Source organism: Pseudomonas sp. Pf153 (genome assembly GCF_001269775.1).
GTDB lineage: Bacteria > Pseudomonadota > Gammaproteobacteria > Pseudomonadales > Pseudomonadaceae > Aquipseudomonas > Aquipseudomonas uvaldensis.
In genome coordinates, this window is sequence record NZ_LHVL01000025.1 from 891,416 (window position 1) to 906,910 (window position 15,495).

14 protein-coding genes are annotated in these 15,495 nt (G+C 62.6%); 8 read left to right on the forward strand and 6 right to left on the reverse strand.

Going from position 1 to position 15,495, the window contains the following annotated elements; all coding sequences use genetic code 11:
- Positions 1–66: 66 nt before the first annotated feature.
- Entirely contained in the window at positions 67–330 is a 264-nt protein-coding gene (locus tag AD666_RS19165) for a hypothetical protein (protein WP_053155274.1), read from the reverse strand.
- A gap of 164 nt (positions 331–494) precedes the next feature.
- Here AD666_RS19165 and AD666_RS19170 point away from each other — a divergent pair, with 164 nt between their 5' ends.
- Positions 495–1,301, forward strand: a complete 807-nt coding sequence (locus AD666_RS19170; RefSeq protein WP_053155277.1) for an alpha/beta fold hydrolase — start codon at positions 495–497, stop codon at positions 1,299–1,301.
- Positions 1,302–1,331: 30 nt separating this feature from the next.
- On the opposite strand, the gene dsbG is transcribed toward AD666_RS19170, so the two are convergent.
- Genes dsbG through dsbD form a run of 3 tightly spaced genes read right to left on the reverse strand, consistent with a single transcriptional unit; the run spans position 1,332 to position 4,671 of the window.
- On the reverse strand, positions 1,332–2,099 hold the full coding sequence (gene dsbG / locus AD666_RS19175; RefSeq protein ID WP_053155279.1) for a thiol:disulfide interchange protein DsbG: 768 nt from the start codon (positions 2,097–2,099) through the stop codon (positions 1,332–1,334).
- Positions 2,075–2,944, reverse strand: a complete 870-nt coding sequence (locus AD666_RS19180; protein ID WP_053155281.1) for a TlpA disulfide reductase family protein — start codon at positions 2,942–2,944, stop codon at positions 2,075–2,077. The genes dsbG and AD666_RS19180 overlap by 25 nt, the downstream gene beginning before the upstream one ends.
- Positions 2,944–4,671: a protein-disulfide reductase DsbD gene (dsbD, locus tag AD666_RS19185; protein ID WP_053155283.1), complete on the reverse strand. Its 1,728-nt coding sequence runs from the start codon at positions 4,669–4,671 to the stop codon at positions 2,944–2,946. The genes AD666_RS19180 and dsbD overlap by 1 nt, the downstream gene beginning before the upstream one ends.
- Before the next feature lie 174 nt (positions 4,672–4,845).
- Between dsbD and AD666_RS19190 the strand changes: the two genes are divergently transcribed.
- The 4 genes from AD666_RS19190 to AD666_RS19205 all read left to right on the forward strand — a co-directional run bounded on the left by AD666_RS19190 (position 4,846) and on the right by AD666_RS19205 (position 8,661).
- Positions 4,846–5,526: a response regulator gene (locus tag AD666_RS19190; protein ID WP_053155284.1), complete on the forward strand. Its 681-nt coding sequence runs from the start codon at positions 4,846–4,848 to the stop codon at positions 5,524–5,526.
- Positions 5,523–6,869, forward strand: a complete 1,347-nt coding sequence (locus tag AD666_RS19195; protein ID WP_053155286.1) for an ATP-binding protein — start codon at positions 5,523–5,525, stop codon at positions 6,867–6,869. Before AD666_RS19190 ends, AD666_RS19195 begins: the two co-directional genes overlap by 4 nt.
- Positions 6,870–6,936: 67 nt before the next feature.
- Positions 6,937–8,349 (forward strand): aspartate aminotransferase family protein, encoded by a 1,413-nt coding sequence (locus AD666_RS19200; protein WP_053155288.1) that lies wholly within the window; start codon positions 6,937–6,939, stop codon positions 8,347–8,349.
- Positions 8,350–8,433: 84 nt separating this feature from the next.
- A complete protein-coding gene (locus AD666_RS19205; protein ID WP_053155296.1) occupies positions 8,434–8,661 on the forward strand; it encodes an MbtH family protein in 228 nt (75 codons plus the stop codon).
- A 136-nt stretch (positions 8,662–8,797) separates the two neighbouring features.
- Here the strand turns inward: AD666_RS19205 and AD666_RS19210 are convergent, their stop codons facing one another.
- Positions 8,798–9,697, reverse strand: coding sequence for a LysR family transcriptional regulator (locus tag AD666_RS19210; RefSeq protein ID WP_053155298.1), 900 nt, complete (start codon positions 9,695–9,697; stop codon positions 8,798–8,800).
- Between the two features lie 103 nt (positions 9,698–9,800).
- Here AD666_RS19210 and AD666_RS19215 point away from each other — a divergent pair, with 103 nt between their 5' ends.
- Positions 9,801–10,646, forward strand: coding sequence for a type 1 glutamine amidotransferase domain-containing protein (locus AD666_RS19215; protein ID WP_053155300.1), 846 nt, complete (start codon positions 9,801–9,803; stop codon positions 10,644–10,646).
- 132 nt (positions 10,647–10,778) lie between these two features.
- Here the strand turns inward: AD666_RS19215 and AD666_RS19220 are convergent, their stop codons facing one another.
- Positions 10,779–11,597, reverse strand: a complete 819-nt coding sequence (locus tag AD666_RS19220) for a pyruvate, water dikinase regulatory protein (RefSeq protein ID WP_042732259.1) — start codon at positions 11,595–11,597, stop codon at positions 10,779–10,781.
- A gap of 179 nt (positions 11,598–11,776) precedes the next feature.
- Between AD666_RS19220 and ppsA the strand changes: the two genes are divergently transcribed.
- Both ppsA and AD666_RS19230 read left to right on the forward strand, forming a co-directional pair.
- Positions 11,777–14,152, forward strand: a complete 2,376-nt coding sequence (gene ppsA, locus AD666_RS19225; RefSeq protein ID WP_053155302.1) for a phosphoenolpyruvate synthase — start codon at positions 11,777–11,779, stop codon at positions 14,150–14,152.
- 222 nt (positions 14,153–14,374) lie between these two features.
- A complete protein-coding gene (locus AD666_RS19230; RefSeq protein WP_053155304.1) occupies positions 14,375–15,367 on the forward strand; it encodes an alpha/beta fold hydrolase in 993 nt (330 codons plus the stop codon).
- The last annotated feature ends 128 nt before the right edge of the window (positions 15,368–15,495 follow it).

Sequence of the window (15,495 nt, forward strand, 5' to 3'; positions counted from 1 at the left end):
GTGGATACAGACCCATCTGTGGGTTCAGATCCATTGTGGGAGCAAGGCTTGCCCGCGATGAGGCCATCAGCTTTGGCAACATTCTTCTGGCTTGCTGAAGAAGGTCACGCCGGAAGCAAAAGCCCCGATTTCCTGAAAGGTGTCATTGACGGCATCCAGCAACCCGAACTGCTCCGGGGTCTGGGTGTTGCCATAAACCGCCAGCAACGCTTCATAAAACAGCAGCTTTCCTTTGGCCCTCTGCCCCGAAGCCTTCGTGATATCCACGGCTTTCGGTCTCAAGAGATCAACTTGCGCCTGGGCGAACGCTTGAAGCTCGGCTTTGGTCATGACGGTTCTCCACCCATTGATATCGAGTCTTCACCCTATCGTCAGTGCCCCGGCAAAACTACTGTCAGGTCTTACAGGTCCGTCCAGGCAACCGGCGATTGACGGCGTGCGGTTTGTCACGTCAGGCTGTCGCGGTTTTCCACATTCAAACAAGGAGGTCATCGATGCCCTTTGCCAACATTGACGGACAACCGCTCCACTACCTGGACCAGGGGCGCGGCCCTGTGGTGGTACTGGGCGGCAGCTATTTGTGGGATCACACCATGTGGGCGCCGCAGATCGAGGCGCTGTCCCGGCACTTCCGGGTCATCGCCCCGGATCTGTGGGGGCATGGTCAATCCGGGCGCTTGCCCGAGGGCATGAGCTCCCTCGATGACCTGGCCCGCCAGATGACGGAATTGATGGATTACCTGAGCATCGATTGCTTCAGCCTGGTAGGACTTTCGGTGGGCGGGATGTGGGGCGCGCGGCTGGCGCTCGCGGCGCCGAAACGGGTCCAGGCACTGGTGTTGATGGACACCTACGTGGGCGTCGAGCCGGAGCCGACCCGCCAGTATTATTTTTCGCTGTTCGACAAGATCGAAGCCAATGGCAGCATCCCCGAGCCGCTGCTGGACATTATCGTGCCGATCTTCTTCCGGCCGGGCATCGATCCGCAATCACCGCTGTACCAGCAGTTCCGCGCCACCCTGGCGGCACTCCCGACCGATCGCTTGCGCGACAGCATCGTGCCGCTGGGCCGGATCATCTTCGGTCGGGACGACATCCTGCCACGCTTGCGTGAGCTGGACCCCCGACGTACGCGGGTCATGTGCGGCGACCAGGACAAACCCCGCCCGCCGTCCGAGTCCCAGGAAATGGCCGAGCTGATTCGCTGCCCCCATATACTGATTCCCGATGCGGGGCATATCTCCAACCTGGAGAATCCGAAGGCCGTGACTACTGCGCTGCTGGAGTTCCTGGGGAACTGACGCTCCCACAGGGATTGGTGTCAGGCCGGGTTACTTCGGCCCGAGTATCTTCACCAGCTTGTCCGGCGACGGGGCGCCTTGCTGTTGCTGCAGGTCGCCTTTGCCGTCGAGGTAGAAAATCGCCGGGGTGGCGGACAGCTCCAGTTCGTCCATCAACTGCTGGTTGGCGTCGAGTTTGGCCTGGATGGCCGGCGGTATGTCCTTGAGCGGTTTGAGCGCGCTGCCCTTGCCGGCCTTTTCATGGTCTTCCAGGGCTTTCTCCGCGTCCTTGGCGGCCAGCAACGCGGCGGATTTACCGGGGCTGTCTTCGCGGATGATGCCCACCATGATATGCCGCAGCTGCACCTTGCCGGCCTTGACCCAGGGCCGTGCCTGTTCCCAGAACATGTTGCAGTACGGGCAGTTCGGATCACTGAACAGGTACACCGTGCGCGGTGCGTCCTTGCTGCCGTCGGCGATCCAGTTGCTCGCCTCCATTTTCCCCCAGATCTCCTTGGCCATGGGCGCATAGACCAGTTTCTGCAACGGCTCGGCGCTCAGGTCCTTGCCATCGGCGTCGTACAGATTGCCCAGCAGGACGTGCTGGCCGTCCGGTGTCAGGTACAACGTCATGCCACGGTTCTGGTACTGCGCGGCATAGCCGCGAAGCCCGTTCGGGGCCTCGAAAGTACCCACGATTTTCGCACCCTTGGCTTCGATCTTCTTGATGGCGGCGGGCAGTTCTTCGGCCTGCAGCAATGGAGCTTGCGTGAGCGCTGTGGCGACAACCAGCGTCAACAAGTGGCGGAAGCGGGGCATGGCGATTTCCTTATGGCGGGATGGGAGGCCGTGGTCGAGCCCGGCGTTTCGAAGTTCTCCAGGGCGCGGGCCAGGCTCGCCTCCGACAGTTCACCCAGGTGACTGGCCAACAGGCTGCCGTTGGCGCTATAGAACAAGGTCGTCGGCAAGGCCATGGAGCCGACGGCCTGGCCGAGGCGGCCGCTGCCATCGAACAGCACGTTGTCCAGGCTCAGGCCCTGGGTGGCGAGAAAGGTACTGACGCTTTGCATGCTTTCGGCCTGGTTGACGAACAGGAACGTCAGGTCGGGGCGTTGCCGTTGCGCCTCTTCCAACACCGGCATTTCACGCCGGCAGGGCGGGCACCAGGTGGCCCAGAGGTTGATGACCAAAGGGCCGCCCTGGTAGTCGGTGAGTTTCACTGTCTCGCCGTCGGCGTTGCGCAGGCTGATGTCCGGCAGCCGGGTGCCTTGTTCATAGATCGCCAGCGACATTGTCGCCGCCAGCCAGAACAGCAGGCCGCTGCCGACGCCAAAACCCAGCGGCCGGCGCAGGGGAGGGCGACGTCGAGCCCACAACAACGTGCCGATCACCAGCGCGACGATGCCGGGCCAGGCCAGGAAGCCGCCATCGCGCAGGTCGACGATCTGCCACGGATCGTCCTGGTAATGGCCCCAGTAGGCGGCGACAAAGCCGATCCGCGCCACCAGGAGCCCGAGCAGGAACAGCACGAACAACACCGATTCGGGGTTCTCGCCGCCGCGCCGGGCCACCCGCCAGCCGACGAAGGTGGCCAGCGCCAGGGCGCTGATCAACAACAGATGATTAAGGGCAATGGCGAAGGTGCCCAGGGTGAGCGTCAGCATCAGCGTGCGTCCCGAGTGGCGTTCCAGCGCGCCAGGAAGCCCTGGGCATCGACTTCCCCGGTGATCCGCTGGCTGCGGCGTTCTTCGCCGTCGGCGCCTATCCACAACAGGCTCGGGGGGCCTGGCACCTGATAGCGGCTCAGCAGCTCACGGCTGGCCGGGTTGTCGGCGGTTACGTCCAGGCGCAGCAGGCGCACCCCCTTCAGGGCGTCCAGCACCTCGGCACGGCCGAACACCTGTTTTTCCATGATCTTGCAGGACACGCACCAGTCGGCGTAATAGTCCAGCAACACCCATTGGCCCTGGGCCCGGGCGGCATCGAGTTCCCGTTGCAGGGCGGCGGGTTCGCTGACCGTGACGAAAGCCTCATGGGCTGTGACGGCCGCGCTGCCCTGGCCGCCGGTGTAGACCTTCAAGGGTTGGAAGAAATCATCGCTGCCGCCCGCCGCGCCGATCACCAGCAGGCTGCCCCACAGGCCGAACAACAGCGACGCACTGCCGCACACATAGGCGGTGCGGCCGAACCCTTCGGTCTGCCGCCAGGCGCTGTAGGCCGCAATCAACAACAGCACGCCCCACAGGCCGATCCACAGCGAATCGTTGATGACGGGACGAATCATCAGCAACGCGGTGCCCAGGAACAGGAAGCCGAACACTCCCTTGACCAGGTCCATCCAGGCGCCGGGCTTGGGCAGGAAACGATTGCCCACGGTCACCAGCAGCAACAGCGGCAGACCCATGCCGATGCCCATGGCGAACAGGATCAGCCCGCCGTGCAGCGCATTGCCGCTCTGGGCGATGTACAGCAGCGCCCCGGCCAGCGGAGCGGTCATGCAAGGTCCCACCAACAGGCCGGACAGCGCCCCGAGGATGCCGGCGCCCAGCAGGCTGCCGCCGCGTCGCTGGCGACCGGCGTTTTCCAGTCGATCCCGCAGGGCCGCCGGCAATTGCAGTTCGAAGAAACCGAACATCGGCAGGGCCAACAGCACGAACACCGCCGCGAAGGTACCCAACAGCCATGGCTGTTGCAGCAGTGCCTGCAGATTGGCCCCCAGCAGCGCGGCGAGCACGCCCATGGCGGCGTACACCAGGGCCATGCTGCTCACATAGCTGCCGGCCAATGCCAGGCCGCGCCGGGGCCCGGCGCCACTGCCCACCACCAGTCCGGCGAGGATCGGCAGCATGGGCAGGGAGCAGGGTGTGAATGCCAGCAACAGCCCAAGGCCGAAGAACACCAACAGGCTCCAGCCCAGCGCCCGCTGTTGCAGGCCGCTGGCCAGGGCCTGGTCCGCCGCCTCGCCACTGGCAACCGCAGGTGCGTCGCCACCCAGATCGACCATCTGGGTCTGGGGCGGGTAGCACAAGCCTGCGTCTGCACAGCCCTGGAAACCCACCTTGATCTTGCCGGTAGCACCCGCCGGAATCTTCAGTTCCAGCGCCTGGCGGTAGACCTGTTGATCGCCGAAGAACTCGTCGCTGTGGGCTTCACCCTCGGGCAACTTCGGTTTTTGCGCCTCGGCCAGACCGTCGAACCTGAGCCGTTGCTGATACAGGTAATACCCGTCGGCGATCTGCCAGAACAGCTGGGTTTCACCGGAATCAAGGCGCTCGGAGGTGAACACGAACGCTTTTTCCACCGGCAGGAAGTCGGGTTTGGTTTCGAAGGGATTGGCGGCCTGGGCCAGGCCCGAGAGCAGGAGCAGCCACAGCAAAAACAATCGACGCATGTAAGGAAGCCTTAGAACGAAGCAAGTGAGGGCACAATGGCGGCTGGCGATTAACCGTCGATTAACCCGGCGACAACGGGTTTGCCGCAATGATCGCCCATAGGGCGGTGCTCGTCGCATAATGTCGGCTTAATCGGCCGGCGGCCTAATGTACCTTTTTCCACGAGGCTTACCATGCACGTACTGGTCTGCGAAGACGATGAGTTGATCGCCAGCGGCATCGTCGCCGGCCTGACGGCCCAGGGCCTGGTCGTAGAGCACGTGGCGACGGCGTCGGCGGCGCGGGCGATACTCGCCGTGGCCACATTCGACGTCATGGTGCTGGACCTCGGGTTGCCCGACGAGGACGGTCTCAGGCTGCTGCGACAATTGCGCCAGCAAGGCCTGGAAATTCCGGTGCTGATCCTCACCGCACGGGACTCAGTGACCGACCGGGTCGATGGGTTGCAGGCCGGCGCCGATGACTATCTGCTCAAACCCTTCGACCTGCGTGAGCTGGCGGCGCGCCTGCATACGCTGCTGCGGCGCGTGGCGGGGCGCAGCGTGAACCTGATCGAGCATGGCCGCCTGACTTATGACCCCAGCAGCCGCGAAACCACCCTGGATGGCCAGCCGGTGGACCTGTCGCGTCGCGAGCAGTCGTTGTTGCAGGCGCTGTTGCACAACCGCGGCAGGGTGTTGTCCACCGAACAACTCAAGGACAGCGTCTACGGTTTCAGCGACGAGCTGGAAAGCAATGCGCTCAACGTTCATATCCATCACCTGCGGCGCAAACTGGGCAACGGAATTGTCGAGACGGTGCGCGGGCTGGGTTATCGACTGGGGCCGGCCGATGGCGGGGAGCCTTCCAAGTGATGAGCCTGCGACTGCGCCTGAGCCTGACATTGGGAGCTGCCTTCATCCTGATCTGGACCCTGGCCGCGGCCTGGATGCTCAGCGATCTGCGCAACCAGATGATGTTTTCCCTCGACCAACGCCTGGTGGCCTCGGCGCGGATGGTGGCCGGGCTGCTGGAACAGTTGCCCCCCATATCCAGCAAGGGCGAGGGCACGCACTTCAGCGCCGAGCAACTGAACATACCGGGTGGCATGGCCTGTCAGGTCAGCTCCCTGCGCGGTGAGATTCTGGCTCGCAGCCACAGCACTCCGGAACAGACCCTGGAAGCCGAGAAGATGGGGTTCCATGACCAGATCATCGACGGCGCGCCGTGGCGCAGCTTTACCCTGGCCCGAGGTGACGTGCGTATCACCACCGCTGACCGCCAGATCGAACGCGAAGCCTTGAACATGTCAGTGCTCCTGGCGGCCTCGGTGCCGGTTGGCGTGGCGCTACTGGGTTGTCTGTGCCTGTTGTGGCTGGGCATCGGCCAGGGCCTGGCGCCACTCAATCGCATGCGCGACGCGCTGATGCGGCGTAATGCCGACTCCCTCGAACCTCTGCAGATTCATCCGCTGCCCAGTGAGCTGCGACCGCTGCTGGAAACCCAGAACCAGCTGTTCCAACGCATCGGCAAGACCATCGAGCGCGAGCGCCGGCTGACGGGGGACGCTGCCCATGAACTGCGCAGCCCGCTCACGGCCATCAAGACGCATCTGCAAGTGGCGCGCATGACCGATGGCGTCGCCCGGGATCAATCCCTGGCCCGGGCCGAGGAGGGTGCCGACCGGTTGCACCGTACCCTTGAGCAGTTATTGCTGCTGGCCCGGGTCGAAGGCAGCCTGTCGTTCGACGACGGCGTGCAATGCAGTGCCGAACAGGTGGCGCGGCTGGCGATCCAGGACGCGGCCGGCGGGGCTCGCCAGCGGATCAAATTGCAGGTTTCTCCCGAAGTGTCCGAGGCGCCGGTGCAAATGCCGTCGGTGCTCTCCATCGCGGCACTGCGTAACTTGCTGGACAACGCTCTGCGCCACACCTCGGACGATACCGATGTGGAACTGAACCTGGAGATGATCGGCCAGCGGGTGCGCTTCCAGGTCCGCGACCATGGGCCCGGCATTGCCGCCGACGATCTGCAGCACCTTACCCAGCGTTTCTGGCGCAATGGCCAGAGCACCGGTTGTGGCCTGGGGTTGGCGATTGTCCAGGCCATCGTTCAACGCTGCGGCTGTGGGCTGCATTTCGACAGTCGCGGAGATGGCTTGCGGGTGGAGTTGACGGTCCCGGTGCAATCGCTGCCCGGCTCTGTTCCCAAAAGCTAAATTCCTCCCTCGCTGATGCGTTTCCCTAGCAGGAAACCTGCACATGTGTGCACAGCGAGGTCGAGAGATGTCAGTCGCCAACAGTCTTATCGAAGCACAACCGGCGCGGGTCAGCCCCGTTCCGGCAGAGACGCTTTACCAATTCGATGAATCGCCTCTGTTGGCTCGACAGAGCCGGCAGGAGTCCAACGCCCGTAGTTATCCCAGGCGGATTCCCCTGGCCCTCAAGCGTGCCCGAGGGCTGTATGTCGAAGACGTCGAGGGCCGGACGTTCATCGACTGCCTGGCCGGTGCCGGTACGCTGGCGCTGGGACATAACCACCCGGTGGTGATCGAGGCGATCCAGCAGGTGCTGGCCGATGAGCTGCCCCTGCACACCCTGGACCTGACCACGCCCGTGAAAGATCGCTTCGTCCAGGACCTGTTCGGCCTGTTGCCGGCGGCGTTTGCGGCTGAAGCAAAAATCCAGTTCTGTGGCCCCACGGGCACCGACGCGGTGGAAGCCGCGCTCAAGCTGGTGCGTACCGCCACTGGACGCAGCACCGTGTTGTCGTTCCAGGGCGGTTACCACGGAATGAGCCAGGGTGCGTTGAGCCTGATGGGCAGCCTGGGGCCGAAAAAGCCCCTGGGAGCCTTGCTCGCCAACGGTGTGCAGTTCATGCCGTACCCCTATGATTACCGCTGTCCGTTCGGGCTGGGCGGCGCCGAGGGCGTGAAGGCCAATTTGCATTATCTGGAGAACCTGCTGAACGATCCCGAAGCCGGCGTGCAGTTGCCGGCGGCGGTCATTGTCGAGGTCGTGCAGGGCGAGGGCGGGGTGATACCGGCCGACATCGACTGGCTGCGCGGGTTGCGCCGGATCACCGAGCAGGCCGGGGTTGCCCTGATCGTCGACGAAATCCAGAGCGGCTTTGGCCGCACCGGCAAGATGTTCGCCTTTGAACACGCCGGGATCATTCCGGACGTGGTGGTGCTCTCCAAGGCCATCGGGGGCAGTCTGCCGCTGGCGGTCGTGGTCTACCGCGAGTGGCTCGATACCTGGCTTCCAGGGGCTCACGCCGGGACATTCCGGGGTAACCAGATGGCTATGGCCGCCGGTTCCGCAGTGATGCGCTATCTGCTGGAGCATGACCTGCCGGCTCATGCCGCGGCCATGGGCCGGCGCTTGAGCGAGCACCTGCGCAATCTGCAACAGGATTTCCCCCAATTGGGCGACATCCGTGGCCGCGGCCTGATGCTCGGCGTCGAGCTGGTGGATCCGGCAGGTGCGCCGGATACCCTCGGTCATCCGCCGGTGCATGCACGGTTGGCGCCCCGGTTGCAGCGCGAGTGCCTCAAGCGCGGGCTGATCCTGGAGCTAGGGGGGCGTCAGGGCGGCGTGGTACGTTTCCTGCCGCCGCTGATCATCACCGCGACGCAAGTCGACCGGGTCGCGGAAATCTTCGGGCGAGCCTTGAAGGCGGCCGTCACCGAGGCTTAATTTTCGCCCGGCCCAAAACGTTCCTTTCATACCCCGCCTGCGCGTGCCGCGCAGCGAACCTCGAGCAAAGATGGAGAGACACCCATGACGTCAATATTCGACCGCGAGGACATCGTTTTCCAGGTTGTGGTCAACCACGAAGAACAATATTCGATCTGGCCCGACTACAAGGCCATCCCGGAGGGGTGGCGTACTGTTGGCAAAAGCGGTTTCAAAAAGGAATGTCTGGCCTATATCGAAGAAGTCTGGACTGACATGCGGCCCTTGAGCCTGCGCAAGAAGATGGAAGAGCAGGCGACTGCGGTTCATTGATAGCGCCAACGCATTTTTGTGGGAGCTGGGCTTGCCCGCGATAGCGGTCTGTCTGCATCGATGATGTTGGATATGCAGCCGTCATCGCCAGCAAGCTGGGCTCCACAGTGGTCCGACGTTGATCGTGATTTCGGCTTCAGCCCTGTCCCACCAGAAAATCGATCAACGCCCGTGCCGCCGCCGGCAATTGCCGGTGGGGCGGGTAGATCACCGAAAATGGGCGGCTGCGGCCGCCGAATGCCTCCAATACCTCCACCAGTTCTCCGCGTTCGATCCGCTCTCGGACGATGAAATCGTAGGTCTGGCAGATCCCCAGTCCAGCCAGCGCCAGCGACACGATGCCCAATACGTCGTCGGACACCTGCACGTGACCCGCCGGCATCCACTCCCGATTTTCGCCCTTTTCGCAAAACAACCAGGGTGCGATACGTCCGCTGCTGGGCATGACGAACGGCAGGCAACTGTGGGTGATCAGTTCATCGACCTGCCGGGGTATGCCTGCTCTATCCAGGTATTTTGCAGAGGCCACCAGGCAGAGGCGGGCATCTTCGAGCTTGCGCCCCACCAGGCCGCTGTCCGGCAACTGACCGAGACGGATCGCCAGGTCATACCCTTCTGCGACCAGGTCGACGTTGCGGTTGGTAATACTCAGCTCGACCCGGACCTGTGGGAACGCCTGGGCGAAGCGTGCCAGCAACGATGGCAGGCGGTAATGGCCGTAGGTGGTCGGTACGCTCAGGCGTACCCGGCCGGTCAAGACACCCTCCTGACCCTGTATCCGTCGTTCGGCGTCGTCGATCAAGGCGAAGGCCGAACGTGATTGTTCCAGATACAAGGTGCCGGCATCGGTCAGGTTCAGCCGTCGAGTCGTGCGGCGCAACAATTGCACCCCGAGCCGGATTTCGAGGCGGGAGATGGCGCGGCTCAGTACCGAAGGCGTGGTGCCCAGGGTCACGGCGGCGGCGCTGAGCGTGCCTTTCTCCACAACGGTGACGAAGGCTTCCACGTCGGCCAGGTAATCGAATCGACGGGCCATTATTGTCTCCAAAGGCCAAGTGATGTTCTCGTTGGCAAGTTTATCTCCAGTGAAGGCATCAATACAGTGAGGGCTGTCTTCTTCCACAGCCTTCGGAGTCATCATGAAAAAGCTTTCCACCCTTGCGTTATCCGCTGCACTGGCTGCCACCAGCGTCGCTGCCCAGGCCGACAATGTGCTGGTGGTCCTGTCGGATGCCGATCACCTGGATCTGCGCGACGGTAAGGTGTTTTCCACCGGTTTCTACCTCAACGAACTGTTGCAGCCGGTCAAGCTGTTGCTGGACGCCGGTCATCAGGTCACTTTCGCCACCCCCGAGGGCAAGGCCCCGACCCTGGATCGGTCGTCGGTGGACAAGATGTATTTCAACAATGATGTGGCGGAGCTGGAGCGCTACCAGGCGCTGCTGGCGCAACTGAAGATCACCTCGGCCACCGAATCGCCCGTGGTCAGCCTGGCCCGTGTCGAACAGCAGGGCCTGGACCGTTTCGATGCCCTGTACATTCCCGGCGGCCATGCGCCGATGCAGGATCTGCTTACCAGCGCGCCACTGGGTCGGGTGCTGGCGCATTTTCATGGCAAGGGTAAAACCACTGCACTGGTCTGCCACGGGCCGATAGCGTTGTTATCGGCTTTGCCAGACGCCCAGGGTTTCGTCGGTCAATTGACCACCAAAGGCCAGGCCTCGGCCCCGTCGGACTGGATCTACGCCGGGTACAAAATGACCGTGATCAGCAATCAGGAAGAAGAACTGGCCAAGGGACTGCTGGGCGGCGGGAGCATGAAGTTCTACCCACAGACCGCGCTGCAACAGGCCGGCGGGCAGTACAGCGGCAACACCACGCCGTGGACTGCTCATGTGGTGAAGGATCGGGAACTGATCACAGGCCAGAACCCGGCGTCGGCGCTGGCGGTGGGGCAGGAGTTGGTTGAGCGGTTGAGTCACTGAACTCAGAGTAAACCCTGATCCCTTGTGGGAGCGAGCCTGCTCGCGATAGCGGTGGGTCAGCCAGCACAAATTCTGCTGACACTGCGCAATCGCGAGCAGGCTCGCTCCCACAGGGTTTTGTGTTGTGCGGGTTTACTTGAACCGCCGCTCCACCCCTTTCTCCACCAGAATCTTCGCCGAAATCTCTTCCACAGAAAAATGCGTGGAATTGATGTGCGGAATGTTCTCCCGCCGGAACAGGTTTTCCACTTCGCGCACTTCGAATTCGCACTGGGCATAGCTCGAATAGCGGCTGTTGGGCTTGCGCTCGTTGCGGATCGCCGTAAGGCGGTCCGGGTCGATGGTCAGGCCGAACAGCTTGTGCTGGTGGGCGCGCAGGGCGCTGGGCAGTTGCAGGCGTTCCATATCTTCTTCGGTCAGCGGGTAGTTGGCCGCGCGGATGCCGAACTGCATCGCCATGTACAGACACGTCGGCGTCTTACCACAGCGCGACACCCCCACTAGGATCAGGTCGGCCTTGTCGTAATAATGCGTGCGGGCGCCATCGTCGTTGTCCAGCGCGAAGTTGACCGCCTCGATCCGCTCCATGTAATTGGAGTTGTGGCCAATGGAATGGGATTTGCCGACCGAGTAGGAGGAATGCTCGCTCAGTTCCTGCTCCAGTGGCGCCAGGAAGGTGGAAAAAATGTCGATCATGAAACCATTGGACGTTGCGAGAATCTCACGGATGTCCTGATTGACGATGGTGTCGAAGATAATCGGGCGGAAGCCGTCTGTTTCGGCGGCTTTATTGATTTGCTGTACCATCGCCCGCGCCTTGTCGACGCTGTCGATGTACGGGCGTGTCAACTTGGTGAAGGTAATGTTTTCGAATTGCGCCAACAGGCTTTGACCTAGCGTTTCGGCCGTAATGCCGGTGCCGTCGGAGATAAAGAAAGCGGATCGTTTCATTTGCGCCTTGGGCCCTAGTGAGCTAGTGACGATTCTTGGATATGATAGGCGCGATTTGCCGGCCGCCGATGGCCCGCATTCTCACTTATTTTCCAGGTCCAGGCCATATCGCCGGCACTCGCTCCCCTGGAGCCACCGGTGCCTTGAGCTTTTCCAACACAGTTAGTGGAGAGATCACCTTGGTAGAGTACGTAGTTTCCCTCGATAAGCTCGGCGTCCATGATGTGGAGCATGTGGGGGGCAAGAACGCATCCCTGGGCGAGATGATCAGTAACCTCGCCGGTGCCGGCGTCTCGGTGCCAGGTGGCTTCGCCACGACGGCTCAGGCTTATCGTGATTTCCTGGAACTGAGCGGCCTGAACAAGCAGATCCACGATGCGCTCGATGCCCTGGACGTCGATGACGTCAATGCCCTGGCCAAGACCGGTGCCCAGATCCGCCAATGGATCATGGAAGCCGAGTTCCCCGAGCGACTGAACACCGAAATTCGCACCGCCTTCGCCAAACTGTCCGAAGGCAACCCCGACATCGCCGTCGCCGTGCGCTCCTCGGCGACTGCCGAAGACCTGCCGGATGCGTCTTTCGCCGGCCAGCAGGAAACCTTCCTGAACATCCGTGGCGTGGACAACGTCATCCGCGCGGCCAAGGAAGTCTTCGCTTCCCTTTTCAACGACCGTGCCATTTCCTACCGCGTGCACCAGGGCTTCGACCACAAGCTGGTGGCCCTGTCGGCGGGTGTGCAGCGCATGGTCCGTTCCGAAACCGGCACCGCCGGTGTGATGTTCACCCTGGACACCGAATCGGGCTTCCGTGACGTGGTATTCATCACCGGCGCCTATGGCCTGGGTGAAACCGTCGTCCAGGGTGCCGTGAACCCGGACGAGTTCTACGTTCACAAGAGCACCCTGCAAGCCGGTCGCCCGGCCATCCTGCGCCGTAACCTGGGCAGCAAGGCCATCAAGATGGTCTACGGCGACGAAGCCAAGGCCGGTCGCTCGGTGAAAACCGTCGACGTGGACAAGGCCGATCGCGCCCGTTTCTGCCTGACCGACGCCGAAGTCAGCGAACTGGCCAAGCAGGCGATGATCATCGAGCAGCACTACAAGTGCCCGATGGACATCGAATGGGCCAAGGACGGTGACGACGGCAAGCTGTACATCGTGCAGGCCCGACCGGAAACCGTGAAGAGCCGTACCCAGGCCAACGTCATGGAGCGCTACCTGCTCAAGGAAACCGGCACCGTACTGGTAGAAGGCCGTGCCATCGGCCAGCGCATCGGCGCCGGCAAGGTGCGGATCATCAAGGACGTCTCGGAGATGGACAAGGTCCAGGCCGGCGACGTCCTGGTGTCCGACATGACCGACCCGGACTGGGAGCCCGTGATGAAGCGCGCCAGCGCCATCGTCACCAACCGCGGCGGCCGTACCTGTCACGCGGCGATCATTGCCCGCGAACTGGGTATCCCGGCGGTGGTGGGTTGCGGTAACGCCACCGAACTGCTCAAGGACGGCCAGGGCGTGACCGTGTCCTGCGCCGAAGGCGATACCGGCTATATCTTCGAAGGCGAACTGGGTTTCGACGTCAAGAAAAACTCCGTGGACGCCATGCCGGAGCTGCCGTTCAAGATCATGATGAACGTCGGCAACCCGGACCGGGCTTTCGACTTCGCGCAACTGCCGAACGCTGGCGTAGGGCTGGCCCGCCTGGAATTCATCATCAACCGCATGATCGGTGTGCACCCCAAGGCACTGCTGAACTACGATGGCTTGCCATCGGAGATCAAGGACAGCGTCGACAAACGCATCGCCGGTTACCACGATCCGGTCGGCTTCTATGTCGAGAAACTGGTGGAAGGCATCAGCACCCTGGCGGCGGCGTTCTACCCGAAAAAGGTCATCGTGCGCCTGTCGGACTTCAAGTCCAACGAGTACGCCAACCTGATCGGCGGCAAGCTCTACGAGCCTGAGGAAGAAAACCCGATGCTGGGCTTCCGTGGCGCCTCGCGTTACATCAGCGAATCGTTCCGCGACTGCTTCGAGCTCGAATGTCGCGCTCTCAAGCGCGTGCGCAACGAGATGGGCCTGACCAACGTCGAGATCATGGTGCCGTTCGTGCGTACCCTGGGCGAAGCGAGTCAGGTGGTCGACCTGCTGGCGGAAAATGGCCTGGCCCGTGGCGACAATGGGCTGCGCGTGATCATGATGTGCGAACTTCCGTCCAACGCGATCCTGGCGGAAGAATTCCTGGAGTTCTTCGACGGCTTCTCCATCGGCTCCAACGACCTGACCCAGCTGACCCTGGGTCTGGACCGTGACTCCGGGATCATCGCGCACCTGTTCGACGAGCGGAACCCGGCTGTCAAGAAACTGCTGGCCAATGCCATCGCCGCCTGCAACAAGGCCGGCAAGTACATCGGCATCTGCGGCCAGGGGCCTTCGGACCATCCGGACCTGGCCAAATGGCTGATGGAGCAGGGCATCGAAAGCGTTTCGCTGAACCCGGACTCCGTGCTGGAAACCTGGTTCTTCCTGGCTGAGGGGCAGGGCGCGGTCTGATCGAGGGAAGGGCCTGATCGACTAAAGCCGGCCAGTTAACCGTCGAACCTGTGGGAGCGGGCTTGCTCGCGAAAGCGGTGCGTCAGACAACATCAATGTTGACTGTTCTGCCGTCTTCGCGAGCAAGCCCGCTCCCACAGGTGGGAGCGCTTAGCCGGGTCCTTTTTGATTGAAGTAGGGCGGGCTCCTGACAGATGCCGCCCTTTTTTGTGCAAGAGCATCATGCAAAGCAGCAGTCACCTATTTCCTGTCGCCCTGATCAGCGCCGAGCGGCGTGGCGATCTGAGCGAAGATGTCTATCGTTTGAAACCTGGCAACAGTCCCGACTGCACCGTCGAACTGGCTGTCACCCGGCTGGGCATGGCCGATGCCACCGAGGCGGCCCGCGGGGTCCCGGTAATCCTGTTGCATGGCAGTTTTTCCAACCGGCGCTTCTGGTATTCGCCCAAGGGCCTGGGCCTGGGGGCGTATCTGACGCGGCTGGGGTTCGATGTGTGGATTCCCGAGATGCGCGGACACGGGTTGTCCCAGCGTAATCAGGATTACCGCAAGAACCGTGTGGCCGACTACGCCCGTTACGACTTGCCGGCCATCGGCGCCTTTGTGCGCGAGCAGAGCGGGCAAGTGCCCCACTGGATCGGCCACTCCCTGGGTGGTATCACCCTGGCGGCGGCGCTGGGTGGTCATTACCTGGGCGAGCCGGCCGTGGCGTCGGCGGCATTTTTCGGGACCCAGGTCAGTCGCACCTACTGGCCGTTGAAAATTCCACCGGTGGAGTGGGGCGGACGATTTATCCTCAAGCGGTTTGCTCAACTCTCCGGTTCAAGGCTCAAGCGCGGCCCGGAGGACGAGCCCATTGGCCTGGCCCTGGAGAGCATGCGTTGGTATGGCCTGTTCGGCCGTTTCGGCGATGCCGAGAAAAACTGGTGGGCCGGCTTGGCCGATGTGCCTGTGCCGGTGCTGGCGGTGAGCGCTGTCGGCGACCATCAGGATCCGACCTGGGCTTGTCGCAAGCTCTTCGAGCAGATCGGTTCCGAACACAAGCAGTTCGTCTGCCTCGGCCGGCAGCATGGTTTCAGTGACGATTTCGGCCACGTGGCGATGCTGGTCAGCAAGGCCGCACAGGCCGAGGTCTGGCCGCTGGTGGCGCATTGGCTGGAGAACCAGCGTGCGCCATTGCCGGCAAGCCAGCCCATTCTGGCCGAGGCGGTTTGAAGCACAGGCTCTGACAAGGGCATTTCGCTCTTCCCGGCTTGCGGCTAAGATATGACGCGTTACGTTGTTCCGGTCATAAACGGTTGTTCATTCAGCCTGACGTTCAAGCCCTTGCAGGGCCCTTGCGG